The organism is Actinoallomurus sp. NPDC052274 (genome assembly GCF_040679475.1).
GTDB lineage: Bacteria > Actinomycetota > Actinomycetes > Streptosporangiales > Streptosporangiaceae > Actinoallomurus > Actinoallomurus liliacearum.
Map to the genome: position 1 here is coordinate 1 of NZ_JBFAUT010000067.1, position 17,079 is coordinate 17,079.

The 17,079-nt window shown below is 72.0% G+C and carries 17 protein-coding genes; 4 read left to right on the forward strand and 13 right to left on the reverse strand.

The window, feature by feature from the left end:
* Positions 1 to 90: 90 nt before the first annotated feature.
* Together AB0K82_RS37525 and AB0K82_RS37530 are read right to left on the reverse strand one after the other, a co-directional pair.
* Positions 91 to 2,181, reverse strand: coding sequence for a catalase (locus tag AB0K82_RS37525; RefSeq protein ID WP_364406324.1), 2,091 nt, complete (start codon positions 2,179 to 2,181; stop codon positions 91 to 93).
* A 143-nt stretch (positions 2,182 to 2,324) separates the two neighbouring features.
* Positions 2,325 to 2,777 carry a DUF5709 domain-containing protein gene (locus tag AB0K82_RS37530; RefSeq protein WP_364406326.1) on the reverse strand — a complete coding sequence of 151 codons (453 nt, stop codon included), beginning with the start codon at positions 2,775 to 2,777 and terminating at the stop codon, positions 2,325 to 2,327.
* 158 nt (positions 2,778 to 2,935) lie between these two features.
* Here AB0K82_RS37530 and AB0K82_RS37535 point away from each other — a divergent pair, with 158 nt between their 5' ends.
* On the forward strand, positions 2,936 to 3,280 hold the full coding sequence (locus tag AB0K82_RS37535; RefSeq protein WP_364406329.1) for a helix-turn-helix domain-containing protein: 345 nt from the start codon (positions 2,936 to 2,938) through the stop codon (positions 3,278 to 3,280).
* Between the two features lie 37 nt (positions 3,281 to 3,317).
* Here the strand turns inward: AB0K82_RS37535 and AB0K82_RS37540 are convergent, their stop codons facing one another.
* The 9 genes from AB0K82_RS37540 to AB0K82_RS37580 form a co-directional block, all read right to left on the reverse strand.
* A complete protein-coding gene (locus tag AB0K82_RS37540) occupies positions 3,318 to 4,157 on the reverse strand; it encodes a biotin-dependent carboxyltransferase family protein (RefSeq protein ID WP_364406332.1) in 840 nt (279 codons plus the stop codon).
* A 10-nt stretch (positions 4,158 to 4,167) separates the two neighbouring features.
* Complete coding sequence (gene pxpB / locus AB0K82_RS37545; protein ID WP_364406334.1) at positions 4,168 to 4,809, reverse strand: 5-oxoprolinase subunit PxpB; 642 nt, start codon at positions 4,807 to 4,809, stop codon at positions 4,168 to 4,170.
* Positions 4,806 to 5,549 carry a 5-oxoprolinase subunit PxpA gene (locus AB0K82_RS37550; protein ID WP_364406336.1) on the reverse strand — a complete coding sequence of 248 codons (744 nt, stop codon included), beginning with the start codon at positions 5,547 to 5,549 and terminating at the stop codon, positions 4,806 to 4,808. The genes pxpB and AB0K82_RS37550 overlap by 4 nt, the downstream gene beginning before the upstream one ends.
* Complete coding sequence (locus AB0K82_RS37555; RefSeq protein ID WP_364406419.1) at positions 5,546 to 6,331, reverse strand: putative hydro-lyase; 786 nt, start codon at positions 6,329 to 6,331, stop codon at positions 5,546 to 5,548. The genes AB0K82_RS37550 and AB0K82_RS37555 overlap by 4 nt, the downstream gene beginning before the upstream one ends.
* A 36-nt stretch (positions 6,332 to 6,367) precedes the next feature.
* Complete coding sequence (locus AB0K82_RS37560) at positions 6,368 to 7,249, reverse strand: TetR family transcriptional regulator (protein ID WP_364406338.1); 882 nt, start codon at positions 7,247 to 7,249, stop codon at positions 6,368 to 6,370.
* Between the two features lie 9 nt (positions 7,250 to 7,258).
* Positions 7,259 to 8,758, reverse strand: coding sequence for a hypothetical protein (locus tag AB0K82_RS37565; RefSeq protein WP_364406341.1), 1,500 nt, complete (start codon positions 8,756 to 8,758; stop codon positions 7,259 to 7,261).
* A 121-nt stretch (positions 8,759 to 8,879) separates the two neighbouring features.
* A complete protein-coding gene (locus tag AB0K82_RS37570) occupies positions 8,880 to 9,131 on the reverse strand; it encodes a hypothetical protein (RefSeq protein WP_364406344.1) in 252 nt (83 codons plus the stop codon).
* Positions 9,132 to 9,212: 81 nt separating this feature from the next.
* Positions 9,213 to 9,950 carry a cytochrome b/b6 domain-containing protein gene (locus tag AB0K82_RS37575; RefSeq protein ID WP_364406346.1) on the reverse strand — a complete coding sequence of 246 codons (738 nt, stop codon included), beginning with the start codon at positions 9,948 to 9,950 and terminating at the stop codon, positions 9,213 to 9,215.
* Positions 9,951 to 10,150: 200 nt separating this feature from the next.
* The gene (locus AB0K82_RS37580; protein WP_364406349.1) at positions 10,151 to 10,837 is read right to left on the reverse strand and encodes a molybdopterin-dependent oxidoreductase; all 687 of its coding nucleotides are present in this window, start codon (positions 10,835 to 10,837) and stop codon (positions 10,151 to 10,153) included.
* On the opposite strand from AB0K82_RS37580, the gene AB0K82_RS37585 reads away from it, so the two are divergent.
* From AB0K82_RS37585 to AB0K82_RS37595, 3 genes are all read left to right on the forward strand, one after another.
* Positions 10,819 to 11,781 (forward strand): HhH-GPD-type base excision DNA repair protein, encoded by a 963-nt coding sequence (locus tag AB0K82_RS37585; RefSeq protein ID WP_364406351.1) that lies wholly within the window; start codon positions 10,819 to 10,821, stop codon positions 11,779 to 11,781. The two genes, AB0K82_RS37580 and AB0K82_RS37585, sit on opposite strands and share 19 nt — an antisense overlap.
* Positions 11,778 to 13,835, forward strand: coding sequence for a SpoIIE family protein phosphatase (locus AB0K82_RS37590; RefSeq protein ID WP_364406354.1), 2,058 nt, complete (start codon positions 11,778 to 11,780; stop codon positions 13,833 to 13,835). The genes AB0K82_RS37585 and AB0K82_RS37590 overlap by 4 nt, the downstream gene beginning before the upstream one ends.
* Before the next feature lie 198 nt (positions 13,836 to 14,033).
* Positions 14,034 to 15,653 carry an RNA polymerase sigma factor gene (locus AB0K82_RS37595; RefSeq protein WP_364406356.1) on the forward strand — a complete coding sequence of 540 codons (1,620 nt, stop codon included), beginning with the start codon at positions 14,034 to 14,036 and terminating at the stop codon, positions 15,651 to 15,653.
* A gap of 210 nt (positions 15,654 to 15,863) precedes the next feature.
* Here AB0K82_RS37595 and AB0K82_RS37600 read toward each other — a convergent pair whose 3' ends face one another.
* Positions 15,864 to 16,586: a peroxide stress protein YaaA gene (locus AB0K82_RS37600; protein ID WP_364406359.1), complete on the reverse strand. Its 723-nt coding sequence runs from the start codon at positions 16,584 to 16,586 to the stop codon at positions 15,864 to 15,866.
* 197 nt (positions 16,587 to 16,783) lie between these two features.
* Complete coding sequence (locus AB0K82_RS37605) at positions 16,784 to 17,014, reverse strand: hypothetical protein (RefSeq protein ID WP_364406362.1); 231 nt, start codon at positions 17,012 to 17,014, stop codon at positions 16,784 to 16,786.
* Positions 17,015 to 17,079 lie beyond the last annotated feature (65 nt).

Consider the following 17,079-nt stretch of genomic DNA (forward strand, 5'->3'; position numbering starts at 1 on the left):
CCGCCTGTGGACGCTGGTCGCATCGATGGGGACCACGTCGGGGATGCCGGGCCGTACGGCGTCGGGCCGGGCCCGCCGTCCCGGCGCGGCTCAGGCCGGCACGGGGGCGAGGTCGCGGTTGTGGTGACGGTGCGCCGCCACCGCCATGACGAACTGCTCGACGAACTCGCCGGTCACGCCGGACGCCGACTGCATGACGACCCCCTGGTCGGCGGTCAGCGCCTCGCCGTGGTTGTTCACCCCGTTCAGCCGGGCGCTCGACAGCAGGCGGATCCCGTCTCCGATGGCCCCGATCGCCTTGCCGTGCTTGAACGTCTCCGCGACGAACTGAACGGCGCTGCCGTCGGCCTCCAGCGCCGTCACCGACTCCTTTCCGCCGGGGACGACGACCGCGTCGTACAGCACCGAGCCGACGGTCGGCAGCGCGCGCGTCACCTCGACCGGCCCCTCGGAGCCCTCGACCGCGCCGTCCCGCGCGGCCAGCACCTCGGGGATCGCGCCGACGGCCGAGAGCGCCTCCAGCAGCGACTGGACGTCGCCGGTGTCCACGCCGTCGGCGGCCAAGATGGCGATCTTGCGGGTCTCGATCGAGTCGCGCGGGGCGTTGGCCTGGCTCAGCGCGGGCGAGCTGCGCCCGTGGTTCGGCTTCGTGGGCTGCGCCGGCGGCTCGACGCCGACGCCCTCCGCGACCGCGACGGCCAGGTCGTGGTCGACGTTGTTCAGGTTGGCCACGACCCCCTCCCTGATCTCCCGGTGGTCCACCTTCCCCAGCTCGAAGCGGAACGCCGAGACGATGTGCTCTTTCTCCCAGTCGGACATGCTGTTCCAGAACAGGGTCGCCTGGGAGTAATGGTCGGCGAAGCTCTCGCTCCGCTTACGGATCTTGTTCCCGTCGACCCGCTCCTGGTAGTGCGTGAACGCGCCCTCCGGGACGACGGCCGGGCAGCCGCCGCTGAGCGAGTTCGGATGGTAGGCGGCCCGGCTCGTGTGGACCATCGACTGGTGGTAGCCGTCGCGCTGGTGGTTGCGCACGTCGGCGACCGCCCGGTTCACCGGCAACTGGGTGAAGTTCGGGCCGCCGAGGCGGATCAGCTGCGTGTCGAGGTAGGAGAACAACCGGGCCTGCAGCAGCGGATCGTTGGTGAAGTCGATGCCGGGAACCACGTTGCCCAGGTGGAAGGCCACCTGCTCGGTCTCGGCGAAGAAGTTGTCCGGATTGCGGTCGAGCACCAGCCGCCCCACCGGGCGCACGGGTACCTCCTCCTCCGGGATGATCTTCGTGGCGTCGAGCAGGTCGAAGTCGAAGGCGTGCTCGCGGTCCGCCGGTACGAGTTGCACGCCGAGCTCCCACTCGGGGAAGTTCCCGGCCTCGATCGCCTCCCACAGGTCACGGCGGTTGAAGTCCGGGTCCTTGCCGGCGATCTTCTGCGTCTCGTCCCACACCAGCGAGTGCGTGCCGAGCTTCGGCTTCCAGTGGAACTTCACGAACGTGCCGACACCCTCCTCGTTCACGAGACGGAAGGTGTGCACTCCGAAGCCCTGCATCATCCGGAAGCTGCGCGGCAGTGCCCGGTCCGACATCAGCCACATCATCATGTGCATCGTCTCGGGCTGGAGCTGCACGAAGTCCCACAGGGTGTCATGGGCCGAGGAGGCCTGCGGGATCTCGTTGTTCGGCTCCGGCTTCACCGCGTGCACGAAGTCGGGGAACTTGATCCCGTCCTGGATGAAGAACACCGGAATGTTGTTGCCGACCAGGTCGAAGTTGCCCTGCCGGGTGTAGAACTTGGTCGCGAACCCGCGGACGTCGCGCACCGTGTCGGCCGACCCCCGTGAACCGGCGACGGTCGAGAAGCGCACGAACACCGGCGTGCGCAGCGACGTGTCCCGGAGGAACTCCGCGGCGGTGTACTCGGTGAGCGGATCGGTCACCTCGAAGTACCCGTACGCGCCCGCGCCCCGGGCGTGCACGACCCGCTCCGGGATCCGCTCATGGTCGAAATGGGTGATCTTCTCACGGAAGTGGAAGTCCTCCATGAGGGTGGGACCACGCTCTCCCGCCTTCAGGGAGTTGTCCGTGTCGTCGACCGGAATCCCCTGGTCGGTCGTCAGTCGTGAGTCGTGGTTCGGGTTGACGCGGACCTGGTCGAGCTGGCGGTCCTTGTCGTCCGGCGTTGTCATGGCGTCCCCCTCCGAGGTCGAAAACGGCCCTATTACAGGGAGCCATGTCCGGTGGGCGGCGTCCTATGCGTGATCCACCGGTCCAATGTGCCCGCTTCCGCCGCGCCGCCCCGTCCCCCGGGGGCGCGGCGGAAGCGGTACGGTCAGGGGCCTTCGTCCTCGACGCGCATGGCCTGCTCCTCGGGCGAGAAGCCGGCCTGATCGGGCCCGACGTCCTCGGCGACGGCGTCCTTCTCCGTGTCGGCGCGGACGCCCTCGTCCGGTTCGACCAGCCGGCCCGCCCGGCGCGGCGTCTCGTTCTCCCGGACGGGATCGAAGTCGCGCTCCTCGGCGTCCGGCCGGTCCTCGCTCCGGCGGCGGCCGCCGAGCGCCGGATCGGGCTGTTCTCGTCTCAGGCGGGCGTCCAGGGACTCGCCCTCCCGCTGCTCCTCGGCGGTGGTCCCGAACTCCTCGACGCCGACAGGCTCGTCCCGGGGGACCGGCGCGCGCTGCGGGTCCTCCGCCCACTGCCGCTCGGGGTAGGAGTCCTCCAGGTCGGGGATCCCCTCCTCCTCCAGCTCCGAGTACGGATCGGGATCCGGATGCGGATGTGTCATCGGTCTCTCCATCGTCCGTCGAATGCGTTCGAACCAGGCCCATGCCCACGAATCGGCCCTCCTCACCTGCGGCGGACGGCCTTTGGACGAGGTTTGAGACGACACTCGGCGGGCACCCGCACATGTCGTCAGCGACGCGATCGATCAGGAGGGCTCCCATGAACAGGCACGAAGGCGGACCGACGGCGCACCGTGCTCCGGAGGCCCTGAACCAGGAGGGCGCGCCGCGCGCCGCCGGGCCGGACCCCGCCCTGGCCGCGCGCGACACCCAGGCACTGACCCAGGAACAGATGGTCGTGTACGAGGCGCTCGCCACCGTACGGCGCCCGATGAGCGTGGGCGACGTCGCCGCGACCACCGGCATGGACGAGACCACCGTACGGGCGTGCCTCCGCACTCTCACGGAGCGGAAGATGCTCGTCGACGGCGACGACGGGATCGTCGTCGGCGACAACGACTGGGACGTGCGCGGCGCCCACCCGGCCGCCCCCGGCCGCGACTGAGCGGCGTTGCGAACCCTCCGGCCGCGCCCGGCCGGTGTCAGGAGGGGGCGATCAGCCGGAACCGGACGCGCTGCCCCGGGCGGAGCTGCGCGGCCCGGCCGAGGTCCGCGCTCGTCACGACGGCCGCGACCGGATAGCCGCCGGTGGTCGGATGGTCGGCGAGGAAGATGATGGGCAGGCCGTTCGGCGGCACCTGCAGCGCGCCGGTGACCATCCCCTCGCTCGGCAGCTCGCCCTCCCGCCGCCGTACGAGCGGCCGCCCCTCCAGGCGCACCCCGACGCGGTTGCTGTGCGAGCTGACCTCATAGCCGCCCCGGGTGAGCGGTTCGAGGCTCTCGAACCAGTCGTCGCGCGGTCCCGGCAGGATCCGCAGGACCGGTTCGTCCTCCGGCTCGTAGCCGGGCGCGTAGTCCACGGTGATCGGCTCGGACGCGCGGCCCACCGCCAGCCGGTCCCCGGCGGTCAGCGGGTCGGGCCCCAGCCCGGACAGCAGGTCCGTCGAGCGGCTGCCGAGGACGGGCGGGACGTCGACCCCGCCCCGGACCGCGACGTACGTGCGGACCCCCGCGGACGGCGTGCCGAACTCCACGGTGGTGCCCGCCGGGACGTGGCAGGGGGCGTTCATCGCGCCGGGGCTCACCCGCACCGGCGCGCCGGTCACGGCGATCCACGCCGGCGCGTCGAACCGCAGCGCCGCCCCGCCGAAGGTCAGCTCCAGGCCGGCGGCGTCCTCGGGGTTGCCGACCAGCCGGTTGGCCAGCCGCAGGCCGGCGGCGTCCGCCGCGCCCGAGCACGGCACCCCCAGGTGCGCGTACCCGGGACGGCCCAGGTCCTGCACCGTGCAGAGCGGGCCGGGACGGAGCACCTCGATCGCCACGACGCGCCCCTCAGCCCGCGCGGACCCGGCCGAGGCCGGTGCCCCGAACCGTGGCCCGCTCGGCGACGAACCGGACGCGGACGCCGGGCCGCAGCAGGGACGGGGGGTCCCGGTCGATGTCCCACAGCGTCATCGTCGTACGCCCCAGCAGCCGCCAGCCTCCCGGCGACGGCGTCGGGTACACCGCGCCGTACGGACCCGCGATGGCGACCGAGCCGGCGGGCACCGCCGTACGCGGGGAGTCCCGGCGGGGCACGTGCAGGGCCTCGTCCAGCCCGGTGAGATATCCGAAGCCCGGTGCGAACCCGAGGTAGGCGACGACGTATTCGGCGCCGGCGTGGCGCGCGACCACCTCGTCGCGGGACAGCCCGGTCAGCCCGGCGACCTCGTCCAGGTCCGCGCCGTCGTAGACGACGGGGAAGCACAGCGGCTCGGCCGAGATCTCGTCGAGCTCCGGGAGCGCCAGGTCGGCGAGCAGCGCCCCGATCCGGCCGACCTCGGCGCCCGGCCGGACCGTGACCAGGACCGTCCGCGCCCCCGGCACGACGTCGACGACCTCGGGCGGCGCGAGCCCGAGCACGGCGGCGTGCACGCGGTGCGGCGCCTCCGTCTCGATCAGCAGCGCCGCGTCACCGACCCGTCGTACCTTCACGCGAACGACCTCAGGGGGACGGCGGCGTTCTCCAGCGCCTTCCGGACCGCCTGCGCGAGCTCCACGGCGCCCGGCGTGTCGCCGTGCACGCAGATGGACCGGGCGTCGACCCGGATCCGCGTGCCGTCCGTGGCCTCGACCACGCCCTCGACGGCCATCCGCAGCGCCCGGTCGGCCACCTGCGCGACGTCCTCGATCACCGCGCCGGGCTCCCGGCGGGACACGAGCGTGCCGGCGGGCGTGTAGGCGCGGTCGGCGAAGCACTCGTTGACGATCGTCAGGTTCGTCACCTCGTGCAGCTTGGACCCGGGGAGCGTGAGCACCGGAAGCGCCGGGTCGTACGCCTCGACCGCGGCGGCCACCGCCTCGGCCTGCACCGGGTCGCGCACGATCCGGTTGTACAGCGCGCCGTGCGGCTTCACGTAGCGGACCCGGCCGCCCTCGGTCCGGGCGATGCCGTCGAGCGCGGCGATCTGGTAGAGCACCTCGGCCGTCAGCTCCTCCGGGGCGACGTCCATCTCCCGGCGGCCGAACCCGGACAGGTCGCGGTAGGACACCTGCGCCCCGATGACGACACCGTGCTCGACCGCGGCCGCGCACGTACGGCGCATGATCACGGGATCGCCGGCGTGGAAGCCGCACGCCACGTTGGCGCTGCTCACGATGGACAGCAGGGCGAGGTCGTCGCCGAGCCGCCAGGGCCCGAGCCCCTCTCCGAGATCGGCGTTGAGGTCGATCATGTAAACAGGCTCTCCTCGGATCTGTCCGTGATCAGCATCCGTCCCGGCGCGTGCGTGATCGCGAACGGCGGAGCGCTCGCCATCACCACCGCCTGCGGGGTCACCCCGCAGGCCCAGAAGACCGGGACGTCGCCGGTCTCGAACTCAACGCTATCGCCGAATTGGGGGAACGCCAGGTCCGCGATGCCGAGTTCCGCGGGGTCGCCGACGTGGACCGGGGCGCCGTGCATCGCCGGGTACCCCGCGGTCACCTCGACCGCGACGTCCACCAGGTCGGCGGGGACCGGCCGCATCGACACGACCAGCGGGCCGGCCAGCCGGCCCGCGGGCCGGCACTCCCGCGACGTGACGTACATCGGGACGTTCCGGCCCTGTTCGATGTGGCGCAGCGGCACGCCCGCCGTCGCGAGCGCCGCCTCGAACGTGAAGCTGCACCCGATGAGGAACGCGACCAGGTCGTCCCGCCAGTACCGCGTGACGTCGGGCACCTCGGCGGCGAGCACGCCGTCCTGGTAGATCCGGTAGGCGGGCAGGTCGGTCCGCAGGTCGGCGGCGGCGATCTCGCGGGCGTACGGGTCGCCGGGGTCGGTGACCTCCAGGATCGGGCAGGCCGCCGGATTGCGCACCGCGAACAGCAGCGCGTCGAAGGCCAGGTCGCGGGGGACGGCGAGGAGGTTCGCCTGGACGTAGCCCCGGCACCAGCCGCTCGTGGTCACCGGCGTCTCGCCGGTCCGGAACACCTCACGAGCCTGGGAGGGGGTGAGGATCGCGGGTTGATCCATGGTCGTCATGGCGGGTTCATGCCCACTGGACGCCGTTTACAGCGCGCTCGGCGCGTCCGTCTCGTCGTACGGGCGCCTCGCGGCCGGAACCGGCCGCGAGGCGGTCCGATCCACCTCGGCCGTGGACTCCGGCCGTCTCGCCGTGGACTGCGATGGCCGTGCCGCGGGCCTCGCCGCCGGCTCCCACGGGCGCGCCGCGGGCTCGGGTGGCCGTGCCGTGGATTCCGATGGCCGTGCGGTGGACTCGGGCGGCCGTGCCGTGGACTCCGATGGCCGTGCGGTGGGCTCCGGTGGCCGCGCAGGGGATCCGCTCGGGGCCGTCGCCCGGAGGGCGCGCAGCAGCCGCGTGACCGTGTCCACCATCGTCTTGATCGTGCCGGGCCGCGCCTCGACGAGGTCCTGGGCGATCATTCCCTCGACCGCGGCGACGAGGATGTCGACGTCCGCCGGCGAGTGCGGGTAGCCGCCTTGCCTCAGCACCTCGGTGACGGCCTCGTGGCGGACGGTGCTCCAGGTCCGCGCGAGCGGCCGGAACGCGGGCTCGCGGCCCACCTGGAAGTACAGCTCGCACAGGGCGAGGTGGCGGCTGCGCTCCGCCTCGTCGAAGGGGGCCAGAGCCCCGACGACGACGTCGGCGACCGCGGCGGGCCCGGCGCCGGCGACCGGCCGCAGGCGCTCCCGTACCGCCGCCACGCCGCGCGCGACGAGCCGGGTGAACGCCTGTGTCAGCAGGTCCTCACGGGACCGGAAGTAGTACGTGGTCGCGGCGAGGGGCAGCGCGGCCCGGTCCGCGACGGCCCGGTGGGTCACCTGCGCGGACCCGCCCCTCTCGAGAAGGTCGACGGCCGCGTCGAGCAGCGCGTCCTTGCGCCGCCGGCCGCGCGCCTGCGCCGGCTCCTGGCGGATCACCCCGGTCACCGCGACCTTCTAGGACAGGTCGGGGGCGTCCCGCAACGCGAGGAGCGCGGCGCGGAGCGCCCGGGGGTCGCCGTCGGTCTCGCGGAGGATGGCCATGAACCGGTGCAGGATGGAGTGGCGGTCGTGCCCGCGGTCGAGCAGGCGCTCCGCCACCGTCCACAGCTGCGGCGGGTCGCCGTCCCAGATGCGGGCGGCGAGCCGGAGGTGGGCCTCGATGTGCGCCGGATCGGCGTCCGGGTGCTCGAACCGCAGCAGCAGCCGCCGGTCCGCGTCGACGGACGGGTTCAGGCGGGTCAGGTCGATGTCGGCGTTGCCGCCGGTCAGGAACGGGAACGCGAAGGCGCGCCGGGCGAGGGCCTCCAGGTCGCCGTCCGGCAGCAGCCGCTGGACCAGCTCCCGGTCGAGCCCGAACGTCGTCGGGTCGCGGTACGCCTCGGCGAACTTGCCGGTGATGTCCCAGACCTTGTCGAGGGTCTGGCGGACGCCCTCCTCGGGCAGCCCCGTCCGCCGGCTCGCCCAGCGCACCCACGCCGCGAGCACGTGCGGCATCGCCTCCTGCTCCTCCGGCGACAGCATCACCTTGCGCGGCAGCCAGTGCAGCAGGAACATCTCGCACTTGACCGGGCTGACCCGCAGCGGCCGGCCGAAGTCGCGGTCGCAGCCGTAGTCGATGATGCGGTCGACGCAGCGGCTCGCCGCGGAGCGGTCCGACAGCTCCTCGGCCTCGTCCGAGGCGAGGAACTGCGCCGCCATCGTGGCCCGGCGGTCGTGGCCGTAGACGGGCGGGACGGGGGAGCGGCCGCCGGGCGGCAGCGCGCGCACCCGCGCCCGTACGAACGCGTGGTAGTTGCCGAAGGTCTCCTTGACCGGCGGGTCCTCGGTGTCGTCCGTCACCGCGAGGGCCCGCTCCAGCCGTGCGCGGGCGGCCGCCGCGGGGATCGGCTCGAACCGCATCAGGGGGTTCTCCTCGGCCTCCTTGCGGCAGTAGCCGAGCAGCTTGTCCACCTGCGAGGACACCCACGCGTCGACCACCATGCCGCGCTCGTTGTGGTCGATCACCACGACGAGCGCGTGGCGCTCCTCGCCGCCGTAGGTGTAGATGCAGACGATCGAGTCCTGGTCCCCGTAGACGTCGCGGGAGACGTGGCACTCCTCGCAGACGACCATCCCGACGCGGTCGGCCCAGCCGGGCCGCGCGACCCCGGCCTCCATCAGCGGCAGCGCGGCGCGCTCGGCCTTGGCGGCCTGCCGCGGCGTGCCCAGGGCGGAGATGCCGGTGAGCAGCGCGAGGGCCGCCGGCGTACGGGCCGTGGCCGCGTGCTCGACCAGCGCCTCCCCGATGACCTTCTCCACGTCGTCGTGCGCGAGCCGCTTGCCCCACCAGGTGCCGAGCATCTCGCTGACGATCAGCTCGGCGTCCAGCGGGCTGCGGACGGCCAGGAGCTCACGCGCGGCGCGGAGCATCTCGGCGAACACGGCGTCCGGCGGCGGAGCGGGGCGCCGTGTCATGCGGCCTCCCCGGTACCCACCTCGCGCAGGTCGCTCACGGTCTACCTTTTCGGAGTACGTCCCGAAGCGCGCCCGTGACGGGTGCGCGAGGGATTAGTGGTCCAGTGTCCGACCACTCACCCTACTCGCCCGGCAGGGGTTCGGGTCGGCGTCCCGAGGGCGGTTCCGACTTGATCATCGACATCAGGTGCTCGCGCGCGACCGCCTCGACCAGCCTCGGCGTCAGATCGACCCCCAGGTGCCGGGCACGCAGCCGGACGTCGCGGACACACCGCTCCACGGCGTCCGCGGGGATCGAGGGGAACTCCCGGCGGAGCCGCCCGATCACCGGGTCTCGTACGTCGGCCTGCCAGACCAGCTGCGTCGAGGTCATGCGGACACCTCTCGCACCAGACGATCTCAGTCCACCTGTGTCCCGCTCAGCGCCCAATCTCGATCCTCCCCCGAAGAAGTGTCAAGACCTCCGGGGGGACAGGTCGCCCTTGCCCTCTTCGGTGTTCCCGGCGGGGGCGGCGACCTCACCAGATCTACCGTAATTTCCCCTCGAACGGGGACGGGGCTGGTCAGGATCGCCCATTCCGGGAGCCTCCGCCGCGCGGTTCTCGTCGAGCCAGGCCGGGTGATGGCGGGCCGCCCACTCCGGCGTGACGCGCCCGGTGAACATTCCGGACAGGGCTCCAGGGTCCCGGAGGGCGTACCAGAGATGGCCGAGGACCACCACGAAGATCGCCAGGGTCAGCCAGTCGTGCACGAACGTCGCGCCGGTGCGGAAGGCCTCCGGCCACGGGTGCGGGAAGGCGAGGATCACCCCGGTGCCCAGCATGACGAGGATCGCGCCGGCGACGAACGCCGCGTTCAGCTTCTGGCCCGCGTTGAACTTGCCGACCGGGTGGATCCCGCGGCCGCCGACCGTCGCGCGCCGGTCCCGGCCCCGGAGCCACCGCCAGTCGTCGGGGGAGAACCGGTCGAGCCGGCGGACGTCGGCCCGGAACGCCCGCGAGGCCCAGCCCAGCAGCGCGGGCACCGGCAGCCCGAACCCGGCGAGCAGGTGGATCATCCGGACGAGGTGGCGGCGGCCGACCGCCTCGGCCAGCGCCGGCACGTACAGCATGGCCGCCGTGACGAGGCAGACGAGCATGAGGAGGGCCGTCACGTGGTGCACGCCCCGTACGGCGCGGGCGAACCGGATCATGAGACCTCCTTCGTCGGAGGAGTGACCGGAGGAGCTGTGCTGTCGATTCCCTCGCTCCGCTCGGTCATGAGACCTCCTTCGTCGGAGGAGTGACCGGAGGAGCTGTGCTGTCGATTCCCTCGCTCCGCTCGGTCATGAGACCTCCTTCGTCGGAGGAGTGACCGGAGGGGCTGCGCCATCGATTCCCTCGCTCCGCTCGGTCATGACGCGTACCCGTTCGACCGGCCGACCCAGGCGTCGACGTCGTAGCCGCGCGTCTCCCAGTACCCCGGCTTGACCGTGGGGACCAGGTCGATCCCGCCGAGCCACTTCGTGGACTTGTAGCCGTACATCGGCGCGACGTACATCCGCACCGGGCCGCCGTGCTCGTGACTCACCGGGCCGCCCAGCATGCTCGTGGCGACGATCACGTCGCGGCGGCGCGCCTGCTCCAGCGTGAGCGTCTCGGTGTACGCGCCGTCGAACGAGGTGAACCGGACGCCCCTCGTCCCCGGCCGTACGCCCACCACGTCCAGGAGGTCGGGCAGGGCCACGCCCGCCCAGGCGACGTCCGGCACCGTCCAGCCGGTGACGCAGTGGAACGTGTCGGTCATCCGGGTCTGCGGCAGCGCCTGCAGGTCGGCGAACCGGAAGGTCCTCGGGTGTTCTACCAGCCCGCCGACGGTGAGGCGGTAGTCCGCCGGGTCGACGCGCCGCACCGAGTCGACCACGGAGTAGAAGCGGAAGCCGCCGGCCGCCGGGATCAGTCCCGAGACCCCGCCGCCGACGGGTCCCACCGCGCGGTTGAGACCGCTCTGCACGCGCGCGCCGATCACGACGCCCACGGCCCCGAGGCCGACCATGCCGAGGACGACGCGTCGGCCGACAGGTGTTCCTTCGCCGGTCATACCCCTATTCGAGCATCGCCGGCGCCGCGCCGGAACGGCGACGGGCGACACGTTCGCGAACCGTCACATCTCCGGCGCCTGGCCCACAGCGACGGCGCCGTGACCCCGGCGACCGGTTCGGGGAGCACGACCGCGATCCCGACGAACTGGCCCGGTACGACCCTGACGCGCTCGTGGCCGTCGTGGCGGGCAGCGTGCAGGCTCTCAGCCGCGCGGTGCTGGAGCGGTACGACGGGGCGGCCGAGCGGGTCTGGACGGAGGCGGCGACCGGCCGGGACCTCCTGGCGCGGGTGGGGGGCCTGCCCGGCTTCGGCGACCAGAAGGCCCGCATCTTCGTCGCGTTGCTCGGCAAGCGGCTCGGCGTACGGCTCAAGGGCTGGCGCGCGGCGGCCGGCCACTACGGCGACGAGGGTGCGTACCGCTCGGTGGCCGACATCGTCGATGAGGAGTCCCTGGGCCGGGTCCGTGCCTACAAGCAGGAGATGAAGGCCGCGGCGAAGGCGCGGGCCTTGAGAGATGTGACCCACTTCCACGGCGGTCCACGATTTACAAAGCTTGTCAAACCAGGAAATGCGCCGCGAAGACGACGGGCCTTCGGAACGGCGCCTGCGTACCGTTCAGCGCCCCGTCCCGGCGACACGGGACTCGCCGAGATCGGGGATGTCGCCCGCCCGATGGCGATCGGCCCCTATCATCATGCTTCCCGCCGGATACGCGGCCTCGTGCCGAGTGCCCGGCGGGTGACCGGAGGGCGCGCCCGCGCGGTCACCGGAATAACGTTGCCGCCGGGGCTTCCGTCGGCGCCGAAGCATCGAGATGATGAAAACCTGACTCCGAGCGGTGTTGTGATGGAGGCGGGAGCGCTAGCCTGCTCCCATTCACCCATAGTGATGCGGAAATGCCTCGCAGTAGGGCCGAGCGCGCGACGGAGGTGTCGACGGTGAGCACCGATACGTCTGTGCCGCACCCCCGGATCTCTGGCCTCGACGCGTCGGATTCGGCGCTGCTCACCACGTTGCTTCGGGAGGCTCCGATCGGCTTCGCGCTGTTCGACACCGACCTGCGCTTCAAGCGGGCCAACGACACGCTGGCGCGCATGCACGGCGTGAGCGTCGCCGACCTGGAGGGCGGCCGGGCCGCCGAGGTCATCCCCGGGGAGCTCGGCGGCGTCATCGAGGCGTCCGCCCGCAAGGCCCTGGAGGAGGACCGCGCGGTCGCGGACGTCGACCTGTCCCTCGGCGACCGGCACTGGGCGCACTCCTGGTTCCCCACGCACACGGCCGAGGGCGAGGTGTCCGGGGTCGTGATGGTCGCGGTCGACGTCACCGACCGCGTCCTGGCCGAGCGGTCGATCCGCCGCAAGGAGGAGCGCTACCGCTCGCTCGTCGAGGCCAGCTCCCAGGTCGTCTGGGTGACCACGCCCGCGGGCGAGGTCGTCGACGACGCGCCCGAGTGGCGCGCCATCACCGGCCAGACGCACGAGGAGTACGCCACCGAGGGGTGGCTGGGCGCCGTGCACACGGAGGACCGGCCGCGCATCGAGGAGAGCTGGCGCGCCTGCGTGGCGAACGACCGGATCTTCGAGGCCACCTACCGCATCCGCACCCGCGCGGGCGGTTACCGCAACTACGACGTACGGGCCGTGCCGATCCGCCGTGACGGTGAGATCGTCGAGTGGGTCGGCGCGAACACCGACGTCACCGGCAAGCGCGAGGCCGAGGAGATGCGCGGCCGGCTCACCGAGCAGCTGTCGGCCGCCGCGCTGCGCACCGCGCGGCTCCAGCAGGCGACGTCCATGCTGGCCGAGGCGCTGACCGTCAACCAGGTCGTCTCGGTGATCACCGAGGTCGGCCGCTCGGCGATCGGCGCCGACCGGTCCGCCGTCGCCCTCCTCGAAGAGGACAAGCTCCGCCTGCGCATGATCACGCCGGGCGGCATTCCGGAGCTTCCCGGCCCCGCCCGGGAGGAGATCGGCATCGAGGGCGCCAGCGTGATGTCGATCGCGGTCCGCGAGCGGCGTCCGTTCCTCGCCGAGAACCCGGTCAGCCTGCGGCTGCAGCTCCGCGGCGACGAGATCGCCGACTTCGTCCGGCGCACCGACGAGCGCGCGTGGGTCGGCCTGCCGCTGCTGGCCGCCGGCCGTGCCCTCGGCGCGTTGCGGTTCTCCTTCACCCGGCCGCGGGAGATCACCGAGGAGGAGCGCGTCTTCCTCGAGGCCCTGGCCGGTCAGTGCGCGCTCGCCGTCGAGCGGGCGACCCTGTTCGAGCGGGAGCACAAGACGGCGGAGGCGCTGCAGCGCAGCCTCCTGCCGGACCGTCTCCCGCAGTTGCCGCCGATCCGCCTGGCGGCCCGCTACCACCCCGCCACGCGGCACGTTCAGGTCGGCGGCGACTGGTACGACGCCTTCCCGATCGGGGACGGCCGGGTGGCGATCGCGATCGGCGACGTCATGGGCAAGGGCGTCAAGGCCGCCGCGGGAATGGGTCGGGTGCGCAACGCGCTGCGCGCCCTCGCGCTGAACGACCCGCGTCCGTCCGCGGTGATCACCGGCCTGGACCGGCTGTTCGCCGCCACCGAGGGATGGGAGCAGATCACCACCCTGGCGTACGCCGTCATCGACCCCGCGACCGGCGAGGGCTCGATCAGCAACGCGGGCCATCTGCCGCCGCTGCGGATCCTGCCGGACGGCCCGCCGCGGGTCAGTACCGCCGAGGCGGGCACCCCGCTCGGCTGGCCCTCCGAGCGAGAAGAGACAAGTTTTTCCGTTCCACCCGGCAACACTGTGGTCTTCTACTCCGATGGACTGGTGGAGAACCGTAGACGGGGGCTCGACGCCGGTCTCGACGAGATCGTGTCGATCGCCGCCGCTGCCCCATCGGAGGTGCTTGCCGATCCTGAGATACTCGTTGACTTCTTGGTCGACCGGATGCTGGCCGGGTACGACCATGATGATGACGTGACAGTACTTGCCCTACATGTTCCGCCGAAGACGGCGTAGCACGTACGAAGGACCGCTCAGTGCCCTCTAAGGTGGGTGTCACCGGGCAGGACTCCACCGCGCGGAATACGCGGGCGTGCCAGACTGCTAAACCGACAGTGAAGCAGGGGTACGCTGCTCAGCGCATAGGGCCTGCAGGGCCGGCGCCCGACAGAGCACTGGGTAAACATAGCCACACGTTTCGTTCGAGAGGTGTTTGTGTCGCCTGCGAGTTCGACCTCCAAGCCGTCCGAGCTGCACGAGCACGTTGTCAGGCAATTGATCGAGCGTGGGCGTTCCCAGGGCTACCTCGAGGCCGATGACGTGCGCCGTGCGTTCGAGGAGGCCGACATTCCCGTGTCGAAGGCCTCGAGCATCTTGCGGAGTCTTAGCAAGGAGGGTGTGACCGTCATGGTGAGCGCTGCCGACTCCGCGGCGCCTAAGCGCGCGCGCAACAGCAGCAAGCGCGCGACGCCCGCGACCAAGAAGCCCAAGACGACCACCGCCGCCGCCAAGGAGCAGGACACCGTCACCGCCGTCGTCGAGGACGACGCCGACGTGCCCGCGCGGCCCGCACGTGCCAAGAAGACCACGGCCAAGCCCAAGAAGGCAACGCCCAAGAAGAAGGCCGAGCCCGCGGTCGCCAAGAAGGCGGCCAAGGAGCCGGAGGACTCCGACGAGGTCACCGAAGACGCCGACCTCGAGGTCACCGACCTCGACGACGCGGACCTCGCCGACCTCGAGGACGTCGCCGACGACGCCGAGCTGGACACGGGAGACGACGCCGACGTCGCCCCCGAGGCCGAGGCGGAGACCGAGGAGGCCCCTGCGGCGGCCGCCGACAAGAAGCCCACGTCGGAGGACGACTCCTTCGTCATCGGAGACGACGACGAGGACGCTCCGGCACAGCAGATCGCCGCGGCCGGCGCCACCGCCGACCCGGTGAAGGACTACCTCAAGCAGATCGGCAAGGTCCCGCTGCTCAACGCCGAGCAGGAGGTCGAGCTCGCCAAGCGCATCGAGGCCGGCCTGTTCGCGGAGGAGAAGCTCGCCCTCGAGCGGCACAACCTGGAGTTCCAGGTCCTCGAGGACCTCGAGTGGATCGCCGAGGACGGCCGCCGGGCCAAGAACCACCTGCTCGAGGCCAACCTGCGGCTCGTCGTCTCGCTCGCCAAGCGCTACACCGGGCGCGGGATGCTGTTCCTGGACCTCATCCAGGAGGGCAACCTCGGCCTGATCCGCGCGGTCGAGAAGTTCGACTACACCAAGGGTTACAAGTTCTCGACCTACGCCACGTGGTGGATCCGGCAGGCGATCACCCGCGCCATGGCCGACCAGGCGCGCACGATCCGCATCCCGGTCCACATGGTGGAGGTCATCAACAAGCTGGCCCGCGTCCAGCGCCAGATGCTCCAGGACCTCGGCCGCGAGCCGACCCCGGAGGAGCTGGCCAAGGAGCTGGACATGACGCCGGAGAAGGTCGTCGAGGTCCAGAAGTACGGCCGGGAGCCGATCTCGCTGCACACCCCGCTCGGCGAGGACGGCGACAGCGAGTTCGGTGACCTCATCGAGGACTCCGAGGCCATCGTGCCCGCCGACGCGGTCAGCTTCACGCTGCTGCAGGAGCAGCTGCACTCGGTGCTCGACACGCTGAGCGAGCGGGAGGCCGGCGTGGTCTCGATGCGGTTCGGCCTGACCGACGGCCAGCCGAAGACGCTGGACGAGATCGGCAAGGTCTACGGCGTGACCCGCGAGCGGATCCGTCAGATCGAGTCGAAGACGATGTCGAAGCTGCGTCACCCGTCCCGGTCGCAGGTGCTGCGCGACTACCTCGACTGAGGCGGTTGAGCCACTCCTCGCCTAACGATCGGATAACGAAAGGGTCCGGACGAGAGTTCCCGTCCGGACCCTTTCGCATGCCGCGCGCGTGCCCGATTTCGCGCGTACGAGGCCGTCTTCGCGCGTACGAGGCCGTCTTCGCGCGTACGGGGTCGTCTTCGCGCACGCGTACGACGGCGGCGCGGTGCCGCCCCGCGCGGGTCGGTGGGGTCAGCGGGCGATCACGTCGAGGTCGGTGCCGTTGAGCTCGGCGGTGTACCCGACGTCCCGTACCGTCTTCAGGAGCTCCTCCGGCGTCGCCGGGTCGGCGCCGTTCGCCAGCAGGTCGCGGGCCAGCGCCCCACGCGTCGCCTTCGCCATGTGACTGACCACCGTGCGCCGGCCCTCGTGCTCCCGGAACACCCGGACCCGGACCGCCGGAGCCTTCCACGCGGCCGCGTACGGCGCCGAGCGCATGTCCACCAGGAGGCCGTCCGCCGGGAGGGCCGCGGTCAGCGCCGGGCGCCATACGGCCGCCAGAGGGCCGAGAGGCGGCAGTCTCACGCCCATGGACAGCCGGTACGGCGGGACGCGGTCCGCGGGCCGCAGCGCGCCCCACAGCGCCGAGAAGATCAGGACGGAGCGGGCGGTCCGCTCCGGGTCGAGGGTGGGCAGGCCCAGGTTGTCGTACAGGACGCCGGTGTAGAGCCGCGACGCGGGCAGCGTGCGCGCGGTGCGCAGCGCGCGGTCCTGGTCGATCTCCCCGGCCTGCCCGGCGGACAGCCCGAGGACCTGCCGTGCGTCCTCCGCCGAGCCGTCGCACAGGGCCTCCAGCGCGCCGAGCACCCGCTCACGGGTGGCGGTCAGGCGGGGAAGGCTCAGCGCCGACAGGTCCAGCGGCGGCCCGTCGCCGTCGGCGGCCTTGCCCTCGGACGGGGGCAGCAGGATCAGCATCGTCCTCCTTCGCCGGCGTCGTCTTCGTCGGCTCGTCGGTGGCGTGTCACCGCGGGTGCCCTTGAGCGCGGTTCCTCGGCAGGATGTCACACCGGGTGACGGTGCGGTCGCAGGGGTCGTGCCGCGGAAACGTGAGACGGCGGCCACCCTGGCTGGGTGGCCGCCGTCTCATGGATTATCGGGTCGGCTGGCCTGGCCTACCGCTCGTCCTCCGTGGGGGGTGCAGGGGTCTCAAGCAGCCGGTCGGTTTCGTCGTGAATCTCAGCGCCCTTCGCACGAAGCGTTTCGCCGTACTTACGGCCATGGTGCGCACAGAACAGCAACTCTCCGCCGCCCGCGAGGACCGCGCGGACGTAGGCCTGAGCACCGCAGCGGTCGCAGCGGTCCACGGCCGTCAGCGGCTTGGTTGGGGCAAGAGCTCCAGTCACGTCGCCTTCCTCGTCTCGGGGTCGGTCGCTTAGGACAACATCTAACCTGACGCGGACGTTCCCAT

Bases quoted from the DNA above. Each gene is read 5' to 3' on its own strand.
- AB0K82_RS37580 (WP_364406349.1), bottom strand. From the start codon at position 10,837: ATGACCGGCGAAGGAACACCTGTCGGCCGACGCGTCGTCCTCGGCATG.
- AB0K82_RS37550 (WP_364406336.1), bottom strand. From the start codon at position 5,549: ATGATCGACCTCAACGCCGATCTCGGAGAGGGGCTCGGGCCCTGGCGG.
- AB0K82_RS37600 (WP_364406359.1), bottom strand. From the start codon at position 16,586: ATGCTGATCCTGCTGCCCCCGTCCGAGGGCAAGGCCGCCGACGGCGAC.
- AB0K82_RS37570 (WP_364406344.1), bottom strand. From the start codon at position 9,131: ATGACCTCGACGCAGCTGGTCTGGCAGGCCGACGTACGAGACCCGGTG.
- AB0K82_RS37530 (WP_364406326.1), bottom strand. From the start codon at position 2,777: ATGACACATCCGCATCCGGATCCCGATCCGTACTCGGAGCTGGAGGAG.
- AB0K82_RS37525 (WP_364406324.1), bottom strand. From the start codon at position 2,181: ATGACAACGCCGGACGACAAGGACCGCCAGCTCGACCAGGTCCGCGTC.
- AB0K82_RS37535 (WP_364406329.1), top strand. From the start codon at position 2,936: ATGAACAGGCACGAAGGCGGACCGACGGCGCACCGTGCTCCGGAGGCC.
- AB0K82_RS37575 (WP_364406346.1), bottom strand. From the start codon at position 9,950: ATGATCCGGTTCGCCCGCGCCGTACGGGGCGTGCACCACGTGACGGCC.
- AB0K82_RS37565 (WP_364406341.1), bottom strand. From the start codon at position 8,758: ATGACACGGCGCCCCGCTCCGCCGCCGGACGCCGTGTTCGCCGAGATG.
- AB0K82_RS37555 (WP_364406419.1), bottom strand. From the start codon at position 6,331: ATGGATCAACCCGCGATCCTCACCCCCTCCCAGGCTCGTGAGGTGTTC.